A 23,012-nucleotide genomic window follows, 5' to 3' on the forward strand; every position below is an offset into this window, starting at 1 on the left:
GCCGCGAAGAAGAAGCCGAACCCCGTGCTGTCGTGGCGTGGCTGACGCGCGCTACCGCCGGTCCGGGGTTCGGATGGCATGTTCGGGACTTGTGCGCAATCGTTCAAAAACGTTGCGGGGTATGGGTGAGTTTCACGTTACCGACTGAAACCGAACAGAGAAGCGACGAATTTGGGGGAGAATCGATCTTACTCGAAGTAGACCGAAGTCGTGTTACCGTCTCACGGATGGCAGTTAGAGAAGCTCAAGGAGTTGTACGGTTCCGATACCGACAACGATTGAGTAGGTGAAGTTGACCAGCGTCCCGGCAAGATAGTACGTGGTGTTTTGAGTCGCGGTATCCTCTCGTCTCACCCACGACTTAGCGGCAAAAATGATACTCAATGCAGTATACTCACCAGCAATAACGAGCGATAGAATCAGGATATTTTCGAGGCGGCCGATCAGCCAGCCGGTGTCCTCTTCGATATCGGAGTCACTTTCGAGAGCCTGTCCAGTAAATATCCGCCATACTTCCTCACGGGAATTGGATGCTTTCTCGTTCTCCGTCCGTGTTTCACCGCCCTCAGCGCGCCCTATCGCTATTCCCGTGAATCGCGTTAGGCAGTACGTCACGACGGCAGTACTCGTTCCGAGCAGTAGGCCATAGACGCCCACGAACAGAGCCGTCCTCGTTCCGAGAAAGACAAATAGAATGAGCGCAACGATTCCGAGGATAGTTGCCAGAATATCGGTAGCGATTCGACGACGTGAGAGGTGCCGCACTTCTTCAGTCATAGATAGCTGTTAACGCTTTTCTGAGTGTACCTCTGATTCTCAGTCGTCGCGTATAATTCGAACGATGTAACGCGTTGGAAACGGCCTGCTGTTGAAGTCCCAGTTCCTCACCTGCCTTAGATTGCGTACCGTGACGTTCGTACGCGAGAATCACCTCTACTTGCCGGTCCGTGAGGTTCTCCCGTTCAAGTAATAAAAGATTGAGAGCGCTTGATACTAATCCATCACATTCGGTGCCCGTATCGACACCCACGTATAATTCGTTTTCCTCTACTTCGTCTAAAAGCGCACTAGCGAGATGGAACGCGGGGCCATCCATCTGGGCGACCGTTTCGCAGTCGGCCCCAATATCAATATCCCCGCCCGCGATAGCAAAGCGGGCAGACGATGGGTGTATTCGGTCAAGTATAGCCGATAAGATATCTGGAAGAGGGGATAGTTCCGTGAGAACACACCCGAACTCATCGATGCCTTTCATCTGTGTAAATGGGGTCGATATACTCTCTCTCTCAGAATCGTTCACGAAATCGAATGCATCGATGAGAGTTGACTCGAATTCTCGTCTGTTTTCGATTTTTCGGGAGTCGATGACGTCGGCCAGAACGACGTACTTCGTATTCTCGGATTCACGCATCGGTTCTCTTCCCCAACTAGGTAACAATCGAATATAGTTGTATTGGAATATTACAATTCTATAGACTTGTTCTAGCGGTCGGCAGAGCTTCGACTACCAGCGATTCAGGACTCGCTGTCTCTACGTATTACAGCCGAGTTTCGGCGAACGTACAGCGACTGGCGCGGCCAAAAGTGGTCTCAACCCAGATTTTCTTGCAGTATCTCCAGCGTCTCCTCGCGGTCGTCCCAGTCCACGAACACCGCGACGCTGGTCGCGCTGGTGATGAGGTCGTGGATGTTGATGTGGGCCTCCGAGATGGGGTTCACGAGCCCCTCGATGACCCCCGGCTGGTTCGGGAACTCGCCGCCGGTCACCCGGACGACCGCGACGTCGTCGTCGACGGTGACGCTCGACAGCGACTCCTCCTCGATGACCTCTCGATGGAGGATGTTCTCGGCGCGCTCCGCGACGTCCTCGTCGACGTAGAAGGTGATGGAGTCCATCCCACTCGCCGCGGCATCGATGTTGATGTCGCTGTCAGCCAGCGCCATCGAGAGGTCGGCGAGGATGCCCGGTCGGTTCCGGATTGCCCGGCCCGCGACCGTGAGGCAGGCCAGCGGCTCCTCGCGCATGTCGATGAGGTTCTCGAACTCGCCGATGATGTCGGTGCCGCCCGCGAGCAGGTCGCCGTGCTGGTAGTGGACCACCCGGACGTCGAGGCCCTCGTCCTTGTACGAGAGCGCGCTGGGCGCGACGACCTCCGCGCCGCGGAACGAGAGGTTCCGAAGCTCGTCGACCGATATCTCGCCGACGTTGCGCGCGCCCTCCACGACGTGGGGGTCGCCGGTCATGACGCCCTCGACGTCGGTGACGATGACGACCTCGTCGGCGTCCACGTAGTTGCCGAGCATCACCGCGGTGGTGTCCGACCCGCCCCGGCCGAGGGTGGTGACGTTGCCCTCGGCGTCCTCGGCGAGGAAGCCGGTCACGATGGGGACCACCTCGTCGAGTTCCGCGGCGAGTTCGGCCGTAGCGGCTCTGGTCCGCTCGGCGTCGACCTCGCCGTGTTCGTCGGTGAAGATGGGCCAGCGGTCGCTCCCGGGTTCGACGAACACCGCGTCGACGCCCCGAGCGGCGAGCGCGGCCTTGAGCATCCGGACGCTGGTCCGCTCGCCCATGCTGACGATCTCGGCGCGGTCTGGGTCGGCCGCGTCGAACTGGATCTCGTCCAGTAGCTCGTCGGTGGTGTTGCCCATCGCGCTGGCGACGACCGCGATCTCGTGGCCCTCCGCGACCGCGTCGGCCACCGAGTCGGCCGCGCGGTTGATTCGGTCGCCGCTTCCGAGGCTCGTGCCGCCGAACTTCGCGACTACGCGCATGCTACCACCTGCGAGCTACCGGTCCCCCACATGCGACTAGTGAACATAGAGGTGGGTAACTCTGGAGCGCAGATAACTGCTTTCATGTTCAGAAAGTTTGCCAGGGGAAACGGGAGTCGCCGGGGGAAACGGGAGTTGGCGGGAGAAACGAGAGCCGACACGGTCCGGTCGGGCTCACCCCTCGTCGGGGCGCGTCTCGGCCTGCTGGCGGGGCGGGCCGGAGTCGGGACCCGTGTCGCCGTCGCCCCCGTTCGGTCCGGGGCGGTCACGAGGTCGCTCGTGGGACTGCCCGCGAGGTCGCTCGCGACCGCCGCCCTCGTAGGTGTCGCGCATCTCCTGTATCGGGTCGAACGTGACCAGTCCCTTCCCCGCGGTGAACTCGTAGGCGACCCACTCGGGAATCGAGAGGACACCGTTCATCTTCCGGATGCGGAGTCGCTTGATGAGCGTGTCGTCGACGATACCGCCGTTCATCTGCATGTCCACGATGCCGTCGACCGCGTAGCCGAGGTCGTGGGGGAACGTCTGGTCCTCGTGGGCGAGGGTCGCGCCCGCGAACACCGGGACGAACCGGCCCTTGCACACGTCGGCGCGGACGTCCTTCACGCAGTCGTAGGCCCGAATCGGCTGGACCAGCGACCCGAACTCGGTCAGCGAGTCGACCGCGACGAACCCGCGGTCGCTCATTCCGAGCGCTTCGAGACAGCTGTCGAGCTTGTTCTGGAGTTCGCTCACGTCGCCGGGGTCCCGAACGGTCTCGGTCACCCCGCGGGTGATGCGGTGGATGTGGCGGTTCCACTCGTTCATCCGCTCGAACATGCGGTCGCGGTCGCTCACCCGGTAGGTGAAGCAGTCGAGGACGTGGAGCTGACCCGATTCGAGGTACGGCAGGACGTTCCAGTCGAGCGAGAGGAACCCCTCGACCACCGAAATCGGCGGCTGGGTGAAGGTGATGACCACCGCGGGTTCGCCGCGTTCGAGGGTCCGCCAGACGAGTTCGGTCAGCAGGGCGTCGTCGCGCGCGCCCTCGTCGTTCGACACCAGGACGAACGAGTTCCGGGGAAACCCCTGCGGGAGGAACCGGTCGAGCCCGGAGACCCCGGTCCGAATCCGGCGGAAGCCGTGGTACTCGGTGAACACCCGGTCGTTCTCGGCCATCGCGTCCCGGCACGCCCCAGAGCAGAACTCGTAGGTCCGGTCGCCGTGGTCCAGCGTCTCCCTGCCCTTCGAGAGCGGGAGGCGACAGAAGTCACAGAGACCGGGGTCGGTCGCGTCCGAGTCGGACGCGTCCGAGTCGGTCGAGTCGCGGGTCTTCGCGTCCGAGTCGCCCGCGGGCGACTCGGACGCGCCGGAATCACTCGGGGGTGACTCGACGGCCTCGGAGTCGTCGGAACCGGGGTCGTCCGGGTGGGGGGCGTCTGAACCATCCGTGCCATTCATACCCACGACATGGGGACGAGAGGTGAAAAGCACCCGTGCGTTCGGGGACCGCCGCCGGGAATCGACGCACTCGCGAGGGCGTCGCCGACCCGACGCCCCCGCGAGCTTTAACTAATCGGTCCTCGAAATGTGAACAATGCGCGTGCGAGATGCGGTCGAAGACGACGGGGAAGCGCTCGGCGACCTCGCCGACGCTCCCGCGGAGGTGATGCGCAACGTGGTCCACGACCGGACGGTCCGCGTGGCCGAGCGCGAACCGGACGACGGGCCCGGAGACGAAACCGAAGCCGAGGCCGACGCCGGGACCGGGACCGGAGCCGACGGGGAGGGAATCGGAGCCGACCGGCCGGAGGTCGTCGGATTCGTCGGGTTCGACGCGATGCCCGGGACGGTCCGAGTGACCTACCTGCGCGGGTCGCGTGCCGCGCGCGAGCGCCTCCTCGAAGAGCCAGTTCGGTTCGCCCGCAAGGAGGGGATGGCTGTCGAGGTGCTGGTCCCCGAGAGCGAGACGGAGACGACCCGAGTGGTCGAAGAGGCCGGATTCGAACCGACGGGGGACGGGCCGCGGTTCGACGGCGGCCGGACGCTGAAGTACCGCCTCGACCCGCCTGCGGGGTGAACCGAGGTTCGGCCGCCCCCGTCGCGTTCCGCCCCGATACCCCTCCGTTTCGGGTGGAATCGCGGTATCGAGGCCCACGGCTGGACCGCCGGAGTAGCGACCCCCTAACTGAACCGCCGGACGGTCATGTCGAGCGTGTCGAGGTCGAGGATGGGCGCGAACCCGGCGTCGGGGTCGATGTTGACCGACTTCTGGAAGTCGGTCTGGGCCTGCCAGCACCCCGAGTTGACCGCGAGGACGTTGTGGTACTTGCCCCACCCGAGCTTGTGGACGTGACCGGTGTGGAACACGTCCGGGACCGACTCCATCACGAGATAATCGCGCTCCTCGGGAGCGAGCCGGGTCTTGCCGCCGAACTGGGGCGCGACGTGGCGCTTCTTCAGGAGCTGGTACATCGCCTTGTGGGGTTGCTCGTAGCTGGCCTTCTCGTCGGGGAGTTCGGCGATGACCTCGTCGAGCGAGACGCCGTGGTACATCAGGATGTCGACCCCCTCGACGGTCACCGTCGAGGGGTTGCCCGTGATCTCGGCGTCGTGGGCCGACATGATGTCCCGAAGTTCCTCGTCGAAGCCGGGTTGGGGTTCGGCGAGTCGCACCGCGTCGTGGTTGCCCGGAATCATCACGATATCGAGGTCGCCGGGCACCTCCTTGAGGTACTCCGAGAACCGCTCGTACTGGTCGTAGAGGTCGACGATGTCGAGTTCCTCGTCCTGATTCGGGTAGACGCCGACGCCCTCGACCATGTCGCCCGCGATGAGCAGGTACTCGACCGCCTCGGCCTCAGGGGTGTGGAGCCAGTCGGCGAACCGCGACCACGCGTCGGCCATGAACTCCTGACTGCCGACGTGAACGTCGCTGACGAGCGCGGCCTGTACGTGGCGGTCGGCGGTCGAGGGCTGGTAGGTCCGGGGCACGTCCGGGAAGTACAGCGAATCGACGAACAGGATGCCGTCGCCGTCGCCGTTGTCGTCCGAGAGCGTGCCCTCGACCGCGATGACCTCGTCGAACAGGAGTTCGTCGACCGCGTCGGCGAACTCCCGGTCTTTCATCACGAGACACGGGAAGGTCCCGCTGGTGTCCTCCAACTCGATGAGCCAGTGGCCGCTCGCGGTCGAGCGGATGTCGCTTATCATCCCGACGATTGCGGTCTCGCCCCCGCCGGGCATCTTCTGGACCGCGGAGGCGGGTCGGGCGTTGACCCGCCCGCGCAACTGCTTCGAGAGGCGCTGGAACCGGTCGCGGAACACGTCGACGAAGTCGTCGTACTCGCCGGTCCCCGTGCTCTCGCCGGTCACGTCGCCAGCAATCGCGAGCGACCGCGCCTCGAAGTCGGGGTCCCGAACCGACTCGTCGGGGCGCGTCACGTCCCGCGGGGCGTCGGTTTCCACCCCCTTCGTTTCTCCTGCACTCCCATCTTCAGTCTCCGATTTCCCCCCATTTTTTGCTCCAGTAGAAACGGAGCTATCGGAGCCGTTCCCGTCCCGCCCCGCCGCGTCGAGGACGCCCCGGACGTGGTCGGCCGAGAGCTTCAGCGCGTCCTCGGGCGCGCGCTCGACCGCGGCGTCGAGCGCGCCCGCGGGGTCGTCGGCCCCGCGAGCAGGGTCACCGCCTCCGGGTCGGCGTTGAAGCCGCGGCTGGTGAGTTCGCGGGCGATGCGGACCCGGGTCTCCATCGGCACGTTCTCCACATTTCGGGGCCGAATCAAAAGCGTGCCGGACCGGCGCGGGCGGGCGGGCGGTGGCGCGCCGACGGCGCGCCACCGCGAGTGCGAAGCGGCGTGAACGTGAAGCGACGCGAGACGAACCGCGAAAACGAACGCACGCGCGGGACCCGGAGATTCGCACGAGACCCGGAAAATTGACATCCACCGAACGGTAACGTGAGTGCGATGAGTTCTCCCCGAGACGACCCCTCGTCGGGCGACGCGGACGAGGACGACGGCGAGCGGGCCGACGACGGCCCCCGCGAACCGTCGGACCGGCGGTCCGACGGTTCGCCTCAGCGTTCCACCGATACGTCGCCCCGTTCGGAGGGTTCACCGCCTCGCTCCGACGGGGGCGAGCGGGCCGACGAACCCACCGGCCCGCTCGCGCCGATTCGTCGGTTCCGCCGGAGCGACAACGGGGCGGTCGTGTTCGTCCGCGAGATGTTGAGTAGCGCGGCCATCGTCCTCGCCATCGGTCTCCTGCTGTTCGCCATCAGCGGCGTCTGGCCGCCGATGGTCGCCATCGAGAGCGGGAGCATGGAGCCCCACATGCAGAAGGGCGACCTCGTGTTCATCATGGACGACGGCCGTCTCGTCCCCGACGCCGCGCAGGGCGACACCGGCGTCGTGACCCACGAGGCCGGAGCCGAGGCGGGCTACGAGCAGTTCGACGAGCCCGGTGACGTGATAATCTACCAGCCGGACGGGCGGAGCTACGAGACGCCCATCATCCATCGCGCGATGTTCTGGGTCGACGAGGGGGAGAACTGGTACGACAGGGCCGACGAGGACCACGTCCCGCAGGGGACCGACAGTTGCGAGGAGCTGTCGAACTGCCCGGCACCCAACTCGGGATTCATCACGAAGGGCGACGCCAACCCCTACTATGACCAGTCGCGCGCGATGGGAATCAGCGCCCCCGTCGAACCGGAGTGGGTTCGCGGCACCGCCGAGGTCCGGGTGCCGTACCTCGGGTGGATTCGACTCTACTTCTCGGGCGCGGCGTAGCGACTCCGCTCCCCCTGCATTTCGCGTGGAGGCGGTCGCAGAACGCGGTCAGTTGTCGGGTGTCAGGGAACGCAGTCAGTTGTCGAACCGGGCCTGAACGAACGGCTGGACGTTCTCGATGTCGCCGAGCCGCGAATCGGACATCAGGACCGCCTCGGTCTCGTCGATGGGGACCGACAGGGAGATTTCTTTGGTCCGGCCGTACCGGCCCTTCGAGACGACCACCGCGTTGACGATGCCGAGCATGTCGAGTTCGCTGATGAGGTCGGTCACCCGCCGCTGGGTCAGCACGTCGGCGTCTATCTCCTCGCAGAGGCGCTTGTAGATGTTGTACACCTCGCCCGTGTTGATGTTGTGGACGCCGTTCTTCTCCAGCGAGATGATGGAAAAGAGGACGAGCTTCGACTGGGTGGGGAGGGTGCGGACCACCTCGACCACCCGGTCGAGTTCGATCTTCTCCTGGGCCTTCCGGACGTGCTTCTCGTTGACGCCCTCGGCCTGGTCGCGCTCGGCGAGTTCGCCCGCAGTCCGGAGCAGGTCGAGCGCGCGCCGGGCGTCGCCGTGTTCCTGGGCGGCGAACGCCGCGCAAAGCGGGATGACGTCGTCGCTGAGCGCGTCGGCCTTGAACGCCACGTCGGCGCGGTGCTGGAGGATGTCCCGGAGCTGGTTGGCGTCGTAGGGCGGGAAGACTATCTCCTCCTCTCCGAGCGAGGACTTCACGCGCGGGTCGAGGAAGTCGGTGAACTTCAGGTCGTTGCTGATGCCGATGATGGACACGCGGGAGTTGTCGAGTTCGGAGTTCATCCGCGAGAGGTTGTACAGGGTGTCGTCGCCCGACTTCTCGACCAGCTTGTCGATCTCGTCGAGCATGATGACGACCACCCGCTCCTCGTAGTCGACCGCGTCGAAGAACGTGCTGTAGACGCGGTCGGTCGGCCACCCGGTCATGGGGACCGACTCCATCTCCTCGCGGTCGGATTCGAGCGTCTCGATTCGCTCGTCGACCCCCTCGGGCGCGTCGAACTCGGTGTCGGCGAGCCGAGTCGGGTCGGCCGCCGCTTCCTCTTGGAGGGTCGCGAGTTCGTCGACGCGGTCGTCGACGAACTCGCGGTTGCTCTCGATGAACTTGTTCGCGAGCTGGGCGAGCACGCGGTACTGGGTGTCGGTCACCTCGCAGTTGATGTACTCGACGTTGCAGGGCACGTCGTACTTCTGGGAGGTCGATTCCAGTTCCTTGCTCACGAACTTCGCGCTGGCGGTCTTGCCCGTCCCGGTCTTGCCGTATATCAGGATGTTCGACGGCGTCTCCCCCCGCAGGGCCGCGACCAGAATCGTCGCCATGTTGTTGATCTGGTCCTTCCGGTGGGGAAGCTCGTGGGGGGTGTACGACGGCCGGAGGACCTCCTTGTTCTCGAATATCGGTTCACCCGACAGCAGGTCGTCGAACAGCCCCTGGTCGTCCTCCTCGTCGTCGAGGATGACGTCGTCCAAATCGACGTTGTCGAAGCTACGGTCGGGGCTGACCTCGACTGCGTCGTCGGCCGGTTGCGTGTTTTCGTCAGACATGCGTTCGTGTCGACCCCTCCGTTTCAGGTGGAAGACGCGCGGCGCGATAGTAGATTCCGACGAAACCGACCGACAGAGCCGGGAAGTCGGAGGCGAGAAGTCGCGAGCGCGTCCAGTTGATGCAGGAGAACCAAAGGTCCAGCAGGGTATTAAACTCTTTCTTCTTTCCTGCAAAGCGAGTGAAAGGGCGTGAAACGGCCGAGAAACGGTCGGAAAGCCGTGATTTCCGCGGCGTTGGGAACGCGAGAGATGGTTCGAGGGGAGTTTGGGGGGTGGTTCGGAGATAGTTTAGGGGGTGGTTCGAGGGGGGTTCTGGGGGTTCTGGGTGGGTTCTGGGGGTTCTGGGGGTTCTGGGTGGGTTCTGGGGGGTTCTGGGTGGGTTCTGGGGGTTCTGGGTGGGTTCTGGGGGGTTCTGGGGGTTCTGGGATGGTTCGGAGTTGTCGAAAGCAATTCGAAGAGCTACGAATCGGTCTCGACTGATATCCAGACGTATCCGGCTTCTGGGTGTCGGATATCCGATGGACGAGGGTGTGATTTCGATTGCGGTGGCGTCGCATCGGCGAACCGCAACGTTTCGAGTGGACTGATCCGGATGGATGGCGCAGACGAGGGACGGTCGGATGAGAACCGGTCGGTCGACCGGGAGCAGGCCGGTCGATGGGATTCTATCAACGACCAAATCGCGATTTGCGAGCGACGGAGTCTCGTCCGGGTAACGGGTCGAGGGGACTGCTTCGCCTCGACCCGTTTCACGAAGCCGTGGTCACGAAGCCGTGGTCACGGAGCCGTGGTCACGAGGTCATGGTCACGAGGTCACATTCCGAATTCGTGCTTTCCGAAGTCGTGGTTGTGTTTCACTCGCAAGGGTGCCCCCCACCCCTTTGTTTCGGGTGGAATGGGAGAGAGGTGGGTCGGGGGAGGTGTCTCTAGTTACACCAAACCTTTATAATAATAGCGCAGAAACAATATCCGCAAACTATTCTTCATACTTAGTTTGGATGGTGTTACCGTTGGAATTAGAACCGTGTCCTCCACCACCCCCCGCCTCCCGACCCGTTCCACCCGAAACAAAGGGGTGGGGGTGTCCCGTTTCCCTTCGTTTCCGATGCCCAGAGAACCCTCCTCCGAATCCTTCCCGAACGTTCGCTAGCTTCTCCGTGGTCCGATTCGAACGGTAACATCATCGTCTCTTCACTTCCGACGAACCCATCCCTTCTCGCACGTTCATCCCTCGACCCCTCCATTTCAACTGGAGCGTGCCAACGTCGCTCGTGGTGTTCCACCACATGCTCCACTGTTCTCCGTCGTCGATTCGAGTCGACTCAAGTCGACTCGAATCGACTCGGATCGACTCGGACTGACTCGCGTTCGCCGACCGACCGTCTCACCGACCGACCGTCTCACCGACCGACCGTCTCACTGACCACTCCAAAAGCGCCACCAACGTTCTTTCCGAACTCCCGGAATCGTCATTTTTCCCGAGAGGTGTCTGACGTAGGTTTAAGTGGGTAGGGTAATGTTGTACGCGCAACAGCCCCCGTGTCGGTAGTCTTAACCGAGCGCAGGGGTCTGGGAGGAAAGGATGGGACTGTTCACGGATCTCAAAGACAGCATATCCCGCGTCACTGATAACTTGTTCTCCGCGCAGGAGCCGAAGCGAATCGGTATCTACGGCCCGCCGAACGCCGGAAAGACGACTCTCGCCAACCGAATCGCCCGCGACTGGACCGGCGACGCGGTCGGCCCCGAGAGTCACATTCCACACGAAACGCGCCGGGCCCGGCGCAAGGAGAACGTCGAAATCGAACGCAACGGCAAGACGGTAACCATCGACATCGTGGACACGCCCGGCGTGACGACGAAGGTCGATTACGAGGAGTTCCTCGACCACGATATGGAGAAAGACGACGCCGTCCGGCGCTCGCGCGAGGCGACCGAGGGCGTCGCGGAGGCGATGCACTGGCTCCGCGAAGACGTGGACGGGGTCATCTACGTGCTCGACAGTAGCACCGACCCGTTCACGCAGGTAAACACCATGCTCATCGGCATCATCGAGAGTCAGGACCTCCCGGTCCTGATTCTCGCCAACAAGACCGACCTCGAGGATTCGAGCGTCCAGCGCATCCGCAACGCCTACCCCCAGCACGAGACGATTCCGCTCTCGGCGCTGGAGGGCGACAACATGGACGAAGTGTACGAGAAGATAGCGGAGTACTTCGGGTGATCTCATGCCGGAAGTGAAAGGGGACGGACCCAACGACGGGGGCGGCGGTGGCGGCGTCCAGATAGACCTCATCGGGGCCGACCGGATGGCCGAGATGGCCTCGATGGAGAAGATCCGGATGATACTCGACGGCGTCCGCGACGGCAACATCGTCATCCTCGAAAAGGGACTGTCGCCCGACGAGGAGAGCAAGCTCATCGAGGTCACGATGACCGAGATCAGTCCCGACGAGTTCAACGGCATCGAGATCGAGACCTACCCGCGCTCGGAGACCGCAGACCAGAGCTTCCTCGACCGGCTGATGGGCAAGGAGTCGACCGCGAAGCTCACCGTCATCGGCCCTGCGAACCAGATAGAGACCCTCCACAAGGACGAGAACCTCATCAGCGCGCTCGTCTCTCGGAAATAATGCCCCACCAGTGCACCGACTGCGGCCGGACGTTCGCCGACGGCTCGAAGGAGATGCTCTCGGGCTGTCCCGACTGCGGCGGGAACAAGTTCCAGTTCCTGCCCGCGAGCGCGGCCGCGACCGACTCCGGGGCCGGTCCCGAAACCGGGGCCGGACCCGAAACCGGGGGGTCGGCGGGAGGCACCGCCCCGAAGAAGGCACCCGAAGAGCCGACTCCCTCGCCGAGTTCGGGGCCGCGCTCGGAGTCGAGCGCCGGTCGCGGCCCGCGGTCGCGGCCCGCGACCGGCGACGCGTCTGCTGGACCCGAAACCGAGGGCGGCGACGCCAGCGCGGTCGACCGCGCGGCCGCGACCGTCCGGGACTGGGTGCGCTCTGGCACGAGCGACGACGACTCCGGCGAACCGCCGACCGATAGCAGCGAGTCGCGCGCCGACCACTCCGAATCACGTCCGTCAACCGACGGCTCGACTCGAAACGACGCGCCCGGGAGCCGACCCGTCGCGCCGGAGGACACCGCGCAGGCCAACGCCCGGAGCGACGTGGTCAGCGAGGCCGAACTCCCGGACAGATCGCACGAGGCCGAACTCCCGGACAGATCGCAGGTGGACTCGCCCGCATCCGGGACTCGGGCCGACTCCACGGGACAGACGACCCCCGCCGACCCACCGGCCGACGGCGAGGTCGTCGACACCCCGAGCGGGGAGTCACCGGGGCTGAAAGAGCTCCGCGAGGAACTCAACAGCCAGTTCGAGAGCATCCGCATCGTCGAACCCGGCCAGTACGAACTCAATCTGATGGAGCTGTACGAGCGCGAGGAGTACATCATCGCGCTCAAGGAGGACGGCAAGTACGTCATCGAGGTTCCGGACGGGTGGGAGACGCCCGACCGGTAGGGTGGGGACGCCCGACCGGGAGAACTCCGACGAGCGCTCACCCCCGGGGACCGGCAAACCGCACGGCGTTGCCAAGATTGTTTACGTTCCGCCTCTCAACCCCACGTAATCGATGTTCGACGACGCGAAGCGCCGGGCGCGAAGCGTCGCGTTCCTCTTTCCGGCCGCGCTGGCGCGCCTCGGCCTGCTCGACCGCGAGAAGGGCGAGGAGGCGTTCGACCTCGCGGTCCCCGTGATGGTCACCGGCGGGATGCGGACCCTGCTCCGGGTCGCCGACTTCTTCATGGTGGGGCGCGCGCTCGGCGACGAGGCGGTCGCGGCGCTCGAACTCGGATTCCAGTACTTCTTCATCCCCTTCGGCCTCTCGCTCGGACTCACCAGCGGCACCATCAGCGTGGTCTCGCGGTTCGAGGGCGCGGGCGAGCGCGCCAGCGCCAACTTCGCGGTCAAGCAGTCGCTGTGGCTCGCGCTCGCGATGGCGATTCCCATCACCGCGGCGACGTGGGTCTACGCCGAACCCATGATCGCGTTCCTGACCGACGACCCCCGGACCATCGAACTCGGCGCGGTCTACCTCCGGATTATCATGCTCTCGGTCTCGTTCCGGTTCTGGAGCATGATTGCCGCCCGCGCGCTCGCGGGCGTGGGCGACACCCGGACGCCGATGTACATCCGGCTACTCACGCTCCCGACGAACATCGGCCTGAACGCGGTCCTCATCTTCGGGTTCGGCCCGTTCCCCGAACTCGGGGTCGCCGGGGCCGCGTGGGGGACCGCGGTCGCCAACACCCTCGCGGCGGTGCTGTTCACCGGGGCCCTCCTCTCGGGAAGGTACGCGATCCGACTCCCGCTGGGCGGCAAGCAGTGGGACTGGTCCATCGCCGCCGAAATCGTCCGCGTGGGGCTCCCGCTCGCGGGCACCCGCCTCGCGCGGACCTTCGGCCGGTTCCCGTTCCTGCTGGTGCTGACGACGCTCGGCACTCCGGTGGTCGCGGCATACGCCATCGGCCGCCGGGTGATGTTGCTCGCGTTGATGCCCGCGTGGGGATACTCGACGGCCTCCAGCACGCTGGTCGGCCAGTCCATCGGTGCCGGGAACGACGAGGCGGCCGACGAGTACGGCTGGCAGACCCTCCGAATCGCGCTCGCCACCCAACTGTGCATCGCGGCCGTGCTGGTCGCGGCGGCCCGACCCCTCGCCGTCTCCTTCGGCACCGAGCACGTCGGCCTGACCGTCGAGTTCATCCGGGTGTTCGGTATCGGGGTCGCGGCGTTCAGCGTCTCGCGCACGATGCGGGGCGGCCTCCGGGGCGCGGGCGACACGCGCTGGCCCTTCTACGGCACCGTCGCGGGGAGCTACCTGTTCAAGCTCCCGGTCGCGTTCCTCGCGGTCGCGCCCGGCGCGGTGCTGTTCTCGGTCGGGGGCTGGAACTTCGCGCCCGGTCTCGGTCTCGGCCTGCTGGCGGTCTACGTCGCCATCGTCGGCGACATGTACATCCGGGCGGTGGTCAACGTCTTCCGGTTCTGGACCGGCGAGTGGAAGCGGGTCGCCCGCGAGTCGGGCGTCGGCGCCGGGACCGGTGCCGACTGAGCGCCAGACTGGAGGGTCAGACCGAGCGCCAAACTGGAGGGTTTTAAGCGCTCGCGCCCGAACGACCGGACATGAGCACGGCAACCAAGATCGTGGTCGGAACGCTGGGAATCACGACGGTCCTCGCGGTCGCTGTACTGGTCAACCTCTGGCTGCTCGCGTGATGTTCGAGGAACGGTCGCTCTCCGGGGAGGTGGCGGGGGTTCGCGAGCGCCACGCACCCGACGCGCTCGTCCTCGACTGCGCGAGCGACTTCGAGACGCTCCCCCCGGCGCAGGCCGAGGACCTCGGCCTGCTCGCCGACTCGCTCGCACCCCTGTCGTACCCCGAGGAGTGGCTCCCCGAGGACGCCCCGGAACTCCTCCGGCGCTTGGCCTCGACCGACTTCACGGTCGGGATGCCCGGCGACGGGAGCGTGGCGTGGACCCGCCAGACCGTCCCGCCGACGGTGTTCGTGAAGGCCCGCGTGCAGGGGTCGCCCGAGGACTTCGTGGACTTCCTCCTCGCGGAGGCGCTCGTCGAGGTCGGCACGGACGAACCCGAGCACTTCTTGGGGTTCTTCGGCGAGCGCTACCGGGACCTCGATTCGGCGCTCCCGTTCGACTCGGGGAGCGTCTACCAGATAGCCGCCGCGCTGTACGACGCCTACCTCGGCCTCCACACCCGCGAGGTCTTCGCCGACTGGGCCGACGACCGCCCCCGCCTGTTCGAGGCGTGGCGGGACGCGGGCGAGCGCATCGAACCCCGACTGGAGGGGCTTCCCTCGGCGATGGCCCGCGACGAGACCGACTTCGCCGACGCCGCGGAGTTCGCGTGTAGCGCGGTCAAGCACGGTCTCGAACTCCCCGCGCCGTTCGCGGCGCTCGACACCGAAGCCTATCGCGACCACGGACCGGCCTACGCGGTCACATGGGCGGAGAAGACGTTCGCGTGAGGCCGTGACTCACACAACAGTTTTGACCCTGAGTAGTGAATCCGTACTCGGTGGGTCCTATGAGCAAGTACTGGGAGCTTCGCGGAGAGGACCGCGGTTGGGAGGAACAGCTCTACCCCGACGCCACCGACGAGGACGGCGTCGAGGCGTGGTCGACCGAGTGACTGCGAATCGACCGAGTGACTGCGAATCGACCGAGTGACCGCGAATCGACCGAGTGACTGCGCGAGCGGTCGGACATCGGATTCTACTGTCGTCGTGACCCGACAGCGACGCGTCTCCGATGGTCTCGGCTCGGCTCGATTCGGCTCGACTCGTGCGCTCCGGTCGGACACGACTCGCGCGTTCCGGTCGAAACGATTCGTTCGCTCCGGTCGAAACGACGGGATTCGACCCGAGCGAACCCCTCCGTTTCGACTGGATGGGACGCCCCTTCGGGCCGGTAGTCTTGTTACTCAGGGAATCAACTGCTCGCCGTCGTCGTCGTAGACCGCGATGGCGTCCACCGGGCAGACCCGCGCGGCCATCTTCGCGTCGAACTCGGCGTCCTCGGGAATCTCGCGGACGAACACGTCCTCGTCTTCCTCCTCGGAATCCCGGAGGTCGGCCTTGCCGTCGTCGCGGTTCTCCTCGAAGGCGTCCCACTCGGCGGTACACTGGAACATCCCGGTGCAGGTGTCGCGGTCGAACTCGATTCGCATGCCTCGACGTTTGCGGGGTACCCTCAAAGCGATGGCGGAGTCTCAGGAGACGTACTCGGAGAGCGCCTCGGCGGTCGGGCCGAGGAACTCCGTCAGTTGTTCCTCGCGCTCGACGCCGGACTCCCACTCGTCGGGGGTCAGGTGATCGCCGATTTCGTGGACCACGGCCGCGTCGGCACCACGGTACTCCGCTACTGCGAGCATCGCGGCGGCCTCCATCCCGAGCGAGAGGACTCCTTCATCGGCGTAGTGCTCGATCTCCGGGACGGTTTCGCGGTAGTAGGCGCTAGTCGTCCACGTCGGACCACGGTGGGTCTCGACGCCCGCGGCCGAGAGCGACTCGTCGAGCGCATCGACCAGTTCGGGCGTCGCCCGCACCTCCTCGTCCGGCGAGAGGTAGTGATACGAGACGCCCTCGTCCCGAATCGCCCGCGTCGGAAGGATGGCGTGGTTAGGCGGGATGGATTTCTGGAGGCAACCACAGCCGCCGAGAATGCAGACGACTTCGGCCCCGGCCGCGATGACGTTCTCCGTAACGGTCGCGGTCATGGGCGACCCGTAGCCAAAGTTTCCGACGAACCCGACGTCGTCGTTCAGCAGGTGGACCTCCTGACTTCTGACGACGTTTATCGACTCGTCTGCTCGGTCCACGACTTCCTCGTGAAGCACGTCTTGGAAGCCGATTATGACGGCTGGCGGAACGTCTGGGAGACCCTCGCCCTGCTCTTCGACCGCCTCCGCGGGCGAGAACAGGGCGTCGGCGTCGTACTTATCGCCGAAATTAGGGATGGGCATGCTCGGACGTGGTCGGTCGCTGGGAAATGTTTTCTGGTGGTGTGACTCCGATTCACGCAGTTCGCTTAGTCCCACCATTCCGCCTGACTTGGAGTCGAGAAGTCGCTAGCTACTCCGTCACCTATGAGACCGCACCGCGACCGCAGGCCACACGCCTCCCCAACCGACTGCGTTTCTCGGGCCTGCCGTGGGCAGGCCCTGCGATACTCATCCCTCGCGCGTGTCGGCGTGGGCCAAACAGCGCCCCACGCCAGCACGCGCCGAGTGGTCGGTCCACTATCGAAACTCCCCGCATCCACCTCACGCCCCGACCCGACAGTTTAAACCACAGGACGCGCCAAAGGCGGGGTAATGAGTACGTTCGTCTCCCTACCGGTCGCCTCTCCGCGAACCTTCCTCCGGGGGCGGTCGGCGTGACCGTGGACATCTCCGACATCCCCGACCTCCCAGAGGGAGTCCCCGAGCACTTCCGCGAGCAGGGAATCGAGGAGCTGTATCCTCCCCAGGGCGAGGCGGTCGAGGCCGGAATCGCCGACGGCGAGAGCGTGGTCGCGAGCGTCCCGACCGCGAGCGGCAAGACCCTCATCGCCGAGTTGGCGATGCTCACCAGCGTCGCCCGCGGCGGGAAGGCCCTCTACATCGTTCCCCTGCGCGCGCTCGCGAGCGAGAAACGGGCCGAGTTCGAGGAGTTCGAGGAGTACGGCGTCTCCGTGGGCGTCTCGACGGGCAACTACGACAGCGACGGCGACTGGCTCGCGAGCAAGGACATCATCGTCGCCACCAGCGAGAAGGTCGACTCGCTGGTCCGCAACGGCGCCCAGTGGGTCGACGACCTGACCTGCGTGGTCGCAGACGAGGTCCACCTCGTCGACGACTCGTCTCGCGGGCCCACGCTGGAGGTCACCCTCGCGAAGCTCCGGAAGCTCAACGAGGACCTCCAGACCGTCGCGCTCTCGGCGACGGTCGGCAACGCCGACGAGATAGCCGAGTGGCTCGACGCCACCCTCGTCGACTCGACGTGGCGACCCATCGACCTCCGGAAGGGCGTTCTCTACGGGCAGGCGCTCCACTTCGACGACGGCTCGAAGACCCAGATATCGCGGGGCAACGAGAAGGCGACCGCGGCGCTCGTGGAGGACACCCTGACCGACGAGGGGTCGAGCCTCGTCTTCGTCAACTCCCGGCGGAACGCCGAGGCCGCCGCCCGGCGGCTCTCGGACGTGACCCGCGATTACCTCACCGACGAGGAGCGCGGGAAACTCCGCGAGGTCGCCGACGAGATTCGAGACGAGAGCGACACCCAGACCAGCGACGACCTCGCCGACGCGGTCGAGAAGGGGGCGGCGTTCCACCACGCGGGCCTCGCGAGCAAGCACCGCGCGCTGGTCGAAGACGCGTTTCGCGACCGACTCGTCAAGGTCATCTCCGCGACCCCGACCCTCGCGGCGGGGGTCAACACGCCCTCACGGCGGGTCATCGTCCGCGACTGGCGACGCTACGACGGCGACGTCGGGGGCATGCAACCGCTCGACGTGCTGGAGGTCCATCAGATGTTCGGCAGGGCGGGCCGACCCGGCCTCGACCCCTACGGCGAGGCGGTTCTCATCGCAAACGGCCACGACGAACTCGACGAGCTGTTCGAGCGCTACGTCTGGGCCGACCCCGAACCGGTGCGCTCGAAGCTCGCGGCCGAGCCCGCGCTCCGGACCCACATCCTCGCGACCGTCGCCTCCGGGTTCGCCGACACCGAGGACGAACTCGTCTCGTTCCTCGAACGCACCCTCTACGCGACCCAGACCGACGAGACCGGGCGGCTCGAAGCCGTGACCGACAACGTCCTCGAATACCTCGAACGAAACGAGTTCCTCGAACGCGAGGACGGTGGGCTCCGAGCGACCGGACTCGGCCACCGCGTCTCACAGCTCTACGTCGACCCCATGAGCGCCGCCGAGATAATCCACGGCCTCCGGGACGCCGACCGCAGGCCGACCGCGCTCGGCCTCTACCACCTCGTCGCGCGCACGCCGGACATGTACGAGCTCTACCTCCGGTCGGGCGACCGCGAGGAGTACACCGAGCTCGCATACGAGCGCGAGACCGAGTTCCTCGGGTCGATGCCCTCGGAGTTCGAGGACCACGCGTTCGAGGACTGGCTGTCGGCGCTCAAGACCGCCCGCCTGCTCGAAGACTGGGCCTCCGAGTTGGACGAGGACGAGATTACGGAACGCTACGGCGTCGGGCCGGGCGACATCCGCGGCAAGGTCGAGACCGCCGAGTGGCTCCTCAACGCGGCCGAGCGACTCGCGGGCGAACTCGACCTCGAATGGGGGCCTGCGATCCGGGAGGCCAGAAAGCGCGTCGAGTACGGCGTCGCCGAGGAACTGCTCGACCTCGCGGGCGTCCGGAACGTCGGCCGCAAGCGCGCCCGGCGGCTCTACGAGGCCGGAGTCGAGTCCCGGGCCGACCTCCGGGAGGCCGACAAGTCGGTCGTCCTCGGGGCCCTCCGGGGCCGTCGGAAGACCGCCGAGACCATCCTCGAAAACGTCGGCCGGAAGGACCCCGACCTGACCGGGGTCGAGGGCGAGGCGAGCGCCGAGACCGCGAGCACCGACGACGGGAGCGGCCAGCAGAGCCTGGGTGACTTCGAATGACGGCGGGAGGCGGTGACCGAGAATGAGGCTGGTCGAGGGCCGCGCCGACATCGACGACCTCGACGCCTTCCTCGCCGACCTCGGCGAGGTCGGCGAGGAGTTCGACTGCGCGGTCCAGGCGTTCGACGCAGACCTCGTGGTCGGCGTCGACCATCTCCGGACCGCGGTCGAGCGCGCCGACCGCGCGCTCGACCGCGGCGAGAACGTCGCCCGCGACCCCGCGGTCGAGATACTGCTGTACGCGGCTGGCCGCCGTCAGATTAACCGCGCCCTCGAAATGGGCGTTGACGAGGGCGAACACGACGTGGTCGTGGTCGCCCACGGCCAAGCGGAGGCGAGCGACGAGGCGGGCGCGGCCGACGCCGTCCGGGGGCTACTCGCGCCCGTGGAGACCGCGCCCGCGTCCTCGGACGCGGGCGCGGTCTCCACGGACCGAGGCCCCGTCTCGGCCGACCGCATCGACCGCGAGGCGGTCCGGGAGTTCTTCGACGTGAGCGAGGCCGAACTCGACGCGACCGACGCGAGCCTCGCGGATCTGGTCCGCGAGCGCGTCGCCCTGCTCGACGTGGAGAAGTGACTCTGAGGAAGGGTAGATGCTGGTTCGCGACGCAACACGAAAGTAGGGTAGCCGACGTTTCTTCGCGCCCGCCGCGACTTGCCCGGGGAGTCAGGGAGCAGGTCTACCCTACTGTGACTCCGTGCGGGTCAACCGTCGATACGCGATGTACAGCCCGATCAGAGCCGTCGCCAGTTCGGCGGCGACTTTCGTCAACTGAAGGGCCGTCATCGCTTCGACTGCGACCACGACGGGGTAAGACGCGGTCATCGCTTCGTCACCGCACTACCACGGTGACATCGAACAGGAACCGAAGGAGAAAGAAAAGTGTTTCTCTTCGACTATTTAGGTAATATCGACTCACTTCATCTGAGTATCGAATCGGATTCGGAAAACCGGCGATGAGTCTCTGTAGCTCGTTTCCGGGAAAAGGGCATCATGTGCGTACGATGACGCAACGATGCCACGTCTTACCCGGTTGGGAGTAGTATCCGGCCGCTAATATGCTTTCCCCTCGTCGCGGCGACGACCCCGGCGTAGCCAGCAGGGTTACGGAACTCAAGGCCCTATCGGAATCCATGGCCGACTACGACCCCGACGCCGAGAGCGAGCAACGCCACGCCCGCGAGCGCCAGCGCGAGCGGACCGAGTCGGTCGAGAGCATGCTCGGGGAGGCCGGGCGGATGCTCGGCGAGCACAAGTACCCCGCCACGAGCGAGGAGCTGGCGACCGAGTACGGCGACCAGCAACTCGACCTGGCGAACGAGACCGAGTCGCTCGGGAGCGTCTTCGACCGACTCGTCGACGAGCGCTTCGAGTCGGCCGACGAGGCCCGCGAGGCGGTCTACAACGAGCTCACCGGCGAGGCCGCAGGTCCCGAGGAGTACAACGACCAGCGCGACCTCGGAGCGTTGGACGAGGAAACCACGGACGACGGGTCGTACGTGAGCGAAAACTGATGGGTCCGAGCGCTACGGAAGTCTCCAGTCGAAACGAAGGGGTTAAATCGGAGGACGGAACCGGATTCTCCGAAGGGGTTTAAATCCCGGTACGTCCACCTCGACTGCGCTCTTCGGCGTTCGAAATCCGACTACTTGATAGTTCCGATTCGCGCCCGAAGTCGCCCGCGCGGAAACGACCCCATACCGCTCGACCCCGCGAGGACGCTCGTCGTTACCGACTCACCGGGCGCGTAAACCGGCGCATAACAAAACTCGGGGGCGCGGAAATCACCGGCGATGACGAGCATCGCCATCGTCGTGCTGGACACCCTCCGGGCCGACGCGTTCGAGGAGGCGTTCGACTGGCTCGACGGCCGCCGGTTCGCGAACGCCTACTCGACCTCCCACTGGACCGTGCCCGCCCACGCGTCGCTGTTCACAGGCCGGTACGCCAGCGAGGTCGGCGTCCACGGCAAGTCGCCGACCCTCGACTGGGAGGGGACGGTGCTGCCCGAGGCCCTCCGCGACGCGGGCTACCGGACCCGCCTGTTCACCGGCAATCCCCAGATATACCGGTACGACGGTTGGGACCGCGGCTTCGACCAGCGCGTCAATCAGGCGAGCCTCGGCCTCGTCGGCGACGTATTCGACTGGGGGACCTTCGGACACGAGTCCGAGCGGTCGGGCCTCGCGCTCTACCTCGAAGGCCTCCTCCGGTGTCTCGTCGGGGACTGCGCGACGCTCCCGTCGCTCCGAGAGGGCTACCGCCTGTTCACCAACTCCTCGGCCTACGGCGGGGCCGAGGGCCTCCGCGAGCGGGTCCGGGCTACCGAGTTCGGCGACGACGAGTTCCTGTTCGCCAACGTCATGGACGCCCACACTCCGTACTACCCGCCCGACGGCGGCGACCCGGTGGTCGTGGTGGCCGCCGACGCGCTCGCGGGCTCGGTCGAAGACCCCGACCGAATCCGGCGGGCGTACCGGACCGGAGTCGAGTACCTCTCGAAGGTCTATCGCGACATCTACCGCGAACTCCGCGAGGACTTCGACTACGTGGTCACGCTCTCGGACCACGGCGAACTCCTCGGCGAACGCGGCATGTGGAACCACTCCATCGGTCTGGACCCGGAACTGGTCCGAGTCCCGCTCGTCGTCAGCGGCGACGACGTGGACGACGGGACCTGCGAGGCAGTCGTGAGCCTGCTCGACGTCCACCGGACGGTCGCCGACCTCGCGGGACTCCCGGACGCCGTGGCCGATTCGCGGGGCCAGAATCTCCTCGACGACCCCGAGGCCGTCCCGCGACTCACCGAGTACCACGGATTGGTCCCGTTCCACGACGACCAGTTCGAGCGCAAGGGAGTCGCCGACCTCGCCGAGCGCTACGACCGGCCCCTAGACGGCTTCGTCGCTCCGAACGGCTTCTACGGCTACGAGACCCACACCGAGGGATTCCGGTCGGTCGGCGACCCGCCGACCGACGACCCCGAGGCGCAGTTGCGCGAGTTGGTGGGCGAAATCGACCGCCGGGAGGTGGACCGCGAGGAGATGTCGGTCCCCGAGGACGTGCAGGACCGACTGGAGGACCTGGGGTACGCCTGAGATCGGCGACAGTTCCCGTGTCGGCTCGGAATACCGACCGTACCGAGAATTTATGCCCTTCCGACGGCGTGGTTGTAGCCATGAGCGACGCCGACGAAGCATCCGCGCCGGGGAACCGTATCGGTGCGGTCGAGCGAATCCACGTCGCGCCGGGCATGGGCGGCGACCCCGAATCTCGGGAGTCGGTCGAGGCGGTGGCCGACCGCGGTCTCGAAGGGGACCGCTACTTCGAGGGCGAGGGCATCTACAACGAGCGCGACGACCTCGACCCCAGCGACGTCACGCTCATCGAGGCCGAGGCGCTGGACGCCGCCGCGCGGGACTACGACGTCGACCTCGCTCCCGGCGCGCACCGACGAAACCTCACGACGCGAGGCGTCGCGCTCAACCACCTCGTCGGCGAGCGCTTCCGGGTCGGCGAGGCGGTCCTCGAAGGCACCGGCCTCTGTGAGCCCTGTTCCTACATGGAGCGGGTCGCCGACCAGCCCGACGCGATGACGGCGCTCGAACACCGGGGCGGACTCGACGCCCGAATCGTCGAGTCCGGGCGTATCGCCGTCGGCGACGACGTGGTCTGGTGAGCAGGGAGAGGAGATCGAAAGAGC

At 65.9% G+C, this 23,012-nt stretch carries 20 protein-coding genes and 1 pseudogene; 13 read left to right on the forward strand and 8 right to left on the reverse strand.

Annotation, left to right across the window (positions count from 1 at the left end):
- Positions 1-234: 234 nt before the first annotated feature.
- The 4 genes from NGM10_RS08440 to NGM10_RS08455 form a co-directional block, all read right to left on the reverse strand.
- Positions 235-777: a hypothetical protein gene (locus tag NGM10_RS08440; RefSeq protein WP_253477166.1), complete on the reverse strand. Its 543-nt coding sequence runs from the start codon at positions 775-777 to the stop codon at positions 235-237.
- Positions 770-1,411: a SatD family protein gene (locus tag NGM10_RS08445; RefSeq protein ID WP_253477169.1), complete on the reverse strand. Its 642-nt coding sequence runs from the start codon at positions 1,409-1,411 to the stop codon at positions 770-772. Before NGM10_RS08445 ends, NGM10_RS08440 begins: the two co-directional genes overlap by 8 nt.
- 179 nt (positions 1,412-1,590) lie before the next feature.
- Positions 1,591-2,772, reverse strand: coding sequence for an aspartate kinase (locus NGM10_RS08450; RefSeq protein WP_253477172.1), 1,182 nt, complete (start codon positions 2,770-2,772; stop codon positions 1,591-1,593).
- 174 nt (positions 2,773-2,946) lie between these two features.
- Positions 2,947-4,212 carry an RAD55 family ATPase gene (locus NGM10_RS08455; protein ID WP_253477175.1) on the reverse strand — a complete coding sequence of 422 codons (1,266 nt, stop codon included), beginning with the start codon at positions 4,210-4,212 and terminating at the stop codon, positions 2,947-2,949.
- A gap of 136 nt (positions 4,213-4,348) precedes the next feature.
- Between NGM10_RS08455 and NGM10_RS08460 the strand changes: the two genes are divergently transcribed.
- Positions 4,349-4,831, forward strand: a complete 483-nt coding sequence (locus NGM10_RS08460; RefSeq protein ID WP_253477178.1) for a hypothetical protein — start codon at positions 4,349-4,351, stop codon at positions 4,829-4,831.
- Positions 4,832-4,935: 104 nt separating this feature from the next.
- Here the strand turns inward: NGM10_RS08460 and NGM10_RS08465 are convergent.
- Positions 4,936-6,509 (reverse strand): annotated as a pseudogene (locus NGM10_RS08465) (DNA-directed DNA polymerase II small subunit).
- Positions 6,510-6,719: 210 nt separating this feature from the next.
- Here NGM10_RS08465 and NGM10_RS08470 point away from each other — a divergent pair.
- Positions 6,720-7,544 (forward strand): S24/S26 family peptidase, encoded by an 825-nt coding sequence (locus tag NGM10_RS08470; protein ID WP_368408618.1) that lies wholly within the window; start codon positions 6,720-6,722, stop codon positions 7,542-7,544.
- 75 nt (positions 7,545-7,619) lie between these two features.
- On the opposite strand, the gene NGM10_RS08475 is transcribed toward NGM10_RS08470, so the two are convergent.
- The gene (locus NGM10_RS08475) at positions 7,620-9,110 is read right to left on the reverse strand and encodes a Cdc6/Cdc18 family protein (RefSeq protein ID WP_253477181.1); all 1,491 of its coding nucleotides are present in this window, start codon (positions 9,108-9,110) and stop codon (positions 7,620-7,622) included.
- Positions 9,111-10,692: 1,582 nt separating this feature from the next.
- Between NGM10_RS08475 and NGM10_RS08480 the strand changes: the two genes are divergently transcribed.
- The 6 genes from NGM10_RS08480 to NGM10_RS08500 all read left to right on the forward strand — a co-directional run bounded on the left by NGM10_RS08480 (position 10,693) and on the right by NGM10_RS08500 (position 15,161).
- A complete protein-coding gene (locus NGM10_RS08480) occupies positions 10,693-11,334 on the forward strand; it encodes an Era-like GTP-binding protein (RefSeq protein WP_253477184.1) in 642 nt (213 codons plus the stop codon).
- A gap of 4 nt (positions 11,335-11,338) precedes the next feature.
- Positions 11,339-11,743, forward strand: a complete 405-nt coding sequence (locus tag NGM10_RS08485) for a DUF2073 domain-containing protein (RefSeq protein WP_253477187.1) — start codon at positions 11,339-11,341, stop codon at positions 11,741-11,743.
- Positions 11,743-12,636, forward strand: a complete 894-nt coding sequence (locus NGM10_RS08490) for an OapC/ArvC family zinc-ribbon domain-containing protein (protein WP_253477190.1) — start codon at positions 11,743-11,745, stop codon at positions 12,634-12,636. The genes NGM10_RS08485 and NGM10_RS08490 overlap by 1 nt, the downstream gene beginning before the upstream one ends.
- 112 nt (positions 12,637-12,748) lie before the next feature.
- On the forward strand, positions 12,749-14,227 hold the full coding sequence (locus tag NGM10_RS08495; RefSeq protein ID WP_253477194.1) for an MATE family efflux transporter: 1,479 nt from the start codon (positions 12,749-12,751) through the stop codon (positions 14,225-14,227).
- Between the two features lie 71 nt (positions 14,228-14,298).
- Positions 14,299-14,391 (forward strand): hypothetical protein, encoded by a 93-nt coding sequence (locus tag NGM10_RS18355; protein WP_438267135.1) that lies wholly within the window; start codon positions 14,299-14,301, stop codon positions 14,389-14,391.
- Entirely contained in the window at positions 14,391-15,161 is a 771-nt protein-coding gene (locus tag NGM10_RS08500) for a DUF7089 family protein (RefSeq protein WP_253477198.1), read from the forward strand. The genes NGM10_RS18355 and NGM10_RS08500 overlap by 1 nt, the downstream gene beginning before the upstream one ends.
- 455 nt (positions 15,162-15,616) lie before the next feature.
- On the opposite strand, the gene NGM10_RS08505 is transcribed toward NGM10_RS08500, so the two are convergent.
- Both NGM10_RS08505 and NGM10_RS08510 read right to left on the reverse strand, forming a co-directional pair.
- Positions 15,617-15,862, reverse strand: a complete 246-nt coding sequence (locus NGM10_RS08505) for a ferredoxin (RefSeq protein WP_253477201.1) — start codon at positions 15,860-15,862, stop codon at positions 15,617-15,619.
- Between the two features lie 42 nt (positions 15,863-15,904).
- A complete protein-coding gene (locus NGM10_RS08510) occupies positions 15,905-16,657 on the reverse strand; it encodes a nucleoside phosphorylase (RefSeq protein WP_253477204.1) in 753 nt (250 codons plus the stop codon).
- 419 nt (positions 16,658-17,076) lie between these two features.
- On the opposite strand from NGM10_RS08510, the gene NGM10_RS08515 reads away from it, so the two are divergent.
- From NGM10_RS08515 to NGM10_RS08535, 5 genes are all read left to right on the forward strand, one after another.
- Complete coding sequence (locus NGM10_RS08515) at positions 17,077-19,308, forward strand: ATP-dependent DNA helicase (RefSeq protein WP_253483805.1); 2,232 nt, start codon at positions 17,077-17,079, stop codon at positions 19,306-19,308.
- Between the two features lie 22 nt (positions 19,309-19,330).
- Entirely contained in the window at positions 19,331-19,885 is a 555-nt protein-coding gene (gene cgi121, locus NGM10_RS08520; RefSeq protein ID WP_253477207.1) for a KEOPS complex subunit Cgi121, read from the forward strand.
- Positions 19,886-20,442: 557 nt separating this feature from the next.
- The gene (locus tag NGM10_RS08525; RefSeq protein ID WP_253477210.1) at positions 20,443-20,823 is read left to right on the forward strand and encodes a DUF5789 family protein; all 381 of its coding nucleotides are present in this window, start codon (positions 20,443-20,445) and stop codon (positions 20,821-20,823) included.
- A gap of 279 nt (positions 20,824-21,102) precedes the next feature.
- Positions 21,103-22,407: a sulfatase-like hydrolase/transferase gene (locus NGM10_RS08530; RefSeq protein ID WP_253477213.1), complete on the forward strand. Its 1,305-nt coding sequence runs from the start codon at positions 21,103-21,105 to the stop codon at positions 22,405-22,407.
- A gap of 80 nt (positions 22,408-22,487) precedes the next feature.
- Positions 22,488-22,988, forward strand: coding sequence for an MOSC domain-containing protein (locus NGM10_RS08535; protein ID WP_253477216.1), 501 nt, complete (start codon positions 22,488-22,490; stop codon positions 22,986-22,988).
- Positions 22,989-23,012 lie beyond the last annotated feature (24 nt).

Origin of the sequence: Halorussus salilacus (genome assembly GCF_024138125.1) — an archaeon.
GTDB lineage: Archaea > Halobacteriota > Halobacteria > Halobacteriales > Haladaptataceae > Halorussus > Halorussus salilacus.

Excerpts from the sequence above, each read along its gene's own strand:
- NGM10_RS08440 (WP_253477166.1), bottom strand. The coding sequence starts at position 777 with ATGACTGAAGAAGTGCGGCACCTCTCACGTCGTCGAATCGCTACCGAT.
- NGM10_RS08445 (WP_253477169.1), bottom strand. The coding sequence starts at position 1,411 with ATGCGTGAATCCGAGAATACGAAGTACGTCGTTCTGGCCGACGTCATC.
- NGM10_RS08450 (WP_253477172.1), bottom strand. The coding sequence starts at position 2,772 with ATGCGCGTAGTCGCGAAGTTCGGCGGCACGAGCCTCGGAAGCGGCGAC.
- NGM10_RS08455 (WP_253477175.1), bottom strand. The coding sequence starts at position 4,212 with ATGAATGGCACGGATGGTTCAGACGCCCCCCACCCGGACGACCCCGGT.
- NGM10_RS08460 (WP_253477178.1), top strand. The coding sequence starts at position 4,349 with ATGCGCGTGCGAGATGCGGTCGAAGACGACGGGGAAGCGCTCGGCGAC.
- NGM10_RS08470 (WP_368408618.1), top strand. The coding sequence starts at position 6,720 with ATGAGTTCTCCCCGAGACGACCCCTCGTCGGGCGACGCGGACGAGGAC.
- NGM10_RS08475 (WP_253477181.1), bottom strand. The coding sequence starts at position 9,110 with ATGTCTGACGAAAACACGCAACCGGCCGACGACGCAGTCGAGGTCAGC.
- NGM10_RS08480 (WP_253477184.1), top strand. The coding sequence starts at position 10,693 with ATGGGACTGTTCACGGATCTCAAAGACAGCATATCCCGCGTCACTGAT.
- NGM10_RS08485 (WP_253477187.1), top strand. The coding sequence starts at position 11,339 with ATGCCGGAAGTGAAAGGGGACGGACCCAACGACGGGGGCGGCGGTGGC.
- NGM10_RS08490 (WP_253477190.1), top strand. The coding sequence starts at position 11,743 with ATGCCCCACCAGTGCACCGACTGCGGCCGGACGTTCGCCGACGGCTCG.
- NGM10_RS08495 (WP_253477194.1), top strand. The coding sequence starts at position 12,749 with ATGTTCGACGACGCGAAGCGCCGGGCGCGAAGCGTCGCGTTCCTCTTT.
- NGM10_RS18355 (WP_438267135.1), top strand. The coding sequence starts at position 14,299 with ATGAGCACGGCAACCAAGATCGTGGTCGGAACGCTGGGAATCACGACG.
- NGM10_RS08500 (WP_253477198.1), top strand. The coding sequence starts at position 14,391 with ATGTTCGAGGAACGGTCGCTCTCCGGGGAGGTGGCGGGGGTTCGCGAG.
- NGM10_RS08505 (WP_253477201.1), bottom strand. The coding sequence starts at position 15,862 with ATGCGAATCGAGTTCGACCGCGACACCTGCACCGGGATGTTCCAGTGT.
- NGM10_RS08510 (WP_253477204.1), bottom strand. The coding sequence starts at position 16,657 with ATGCCCATCCCTAATTTCGGCGATAAGTACGACGCCGACGCCCTGTTC.
- cgi121 (WP_253477207.1), top strand. The coding sequence starts at position 19,331 with ATGAGGCTGGTCGAGGGCCGCGCCGACATCGACGACCTCGACGCCTTC.
- NGM10_RS08525 (WP_253477210.1), top strand. The coding sequence starts at position 20,443 with ATGGCCGACTACGACCCCGACGCCGAGAGCGAGCAACGCCACGCCCGC.
- NGM10_RS08530 (WP_253477213.1), top strand. The coding sequence starts at position 21,103 with ATGACGAGCATCGCCATCGTCGTGCTGGACACCCTCCGGGCCGACGCG.
- NGM10_RS08535 (WP_253477216.1), top strand. The coding sequence starts at position 22,488 with ATGAGCGACGCCGACGAAGCATCCGCGCCGGGGAACCGTATCGGTGCG.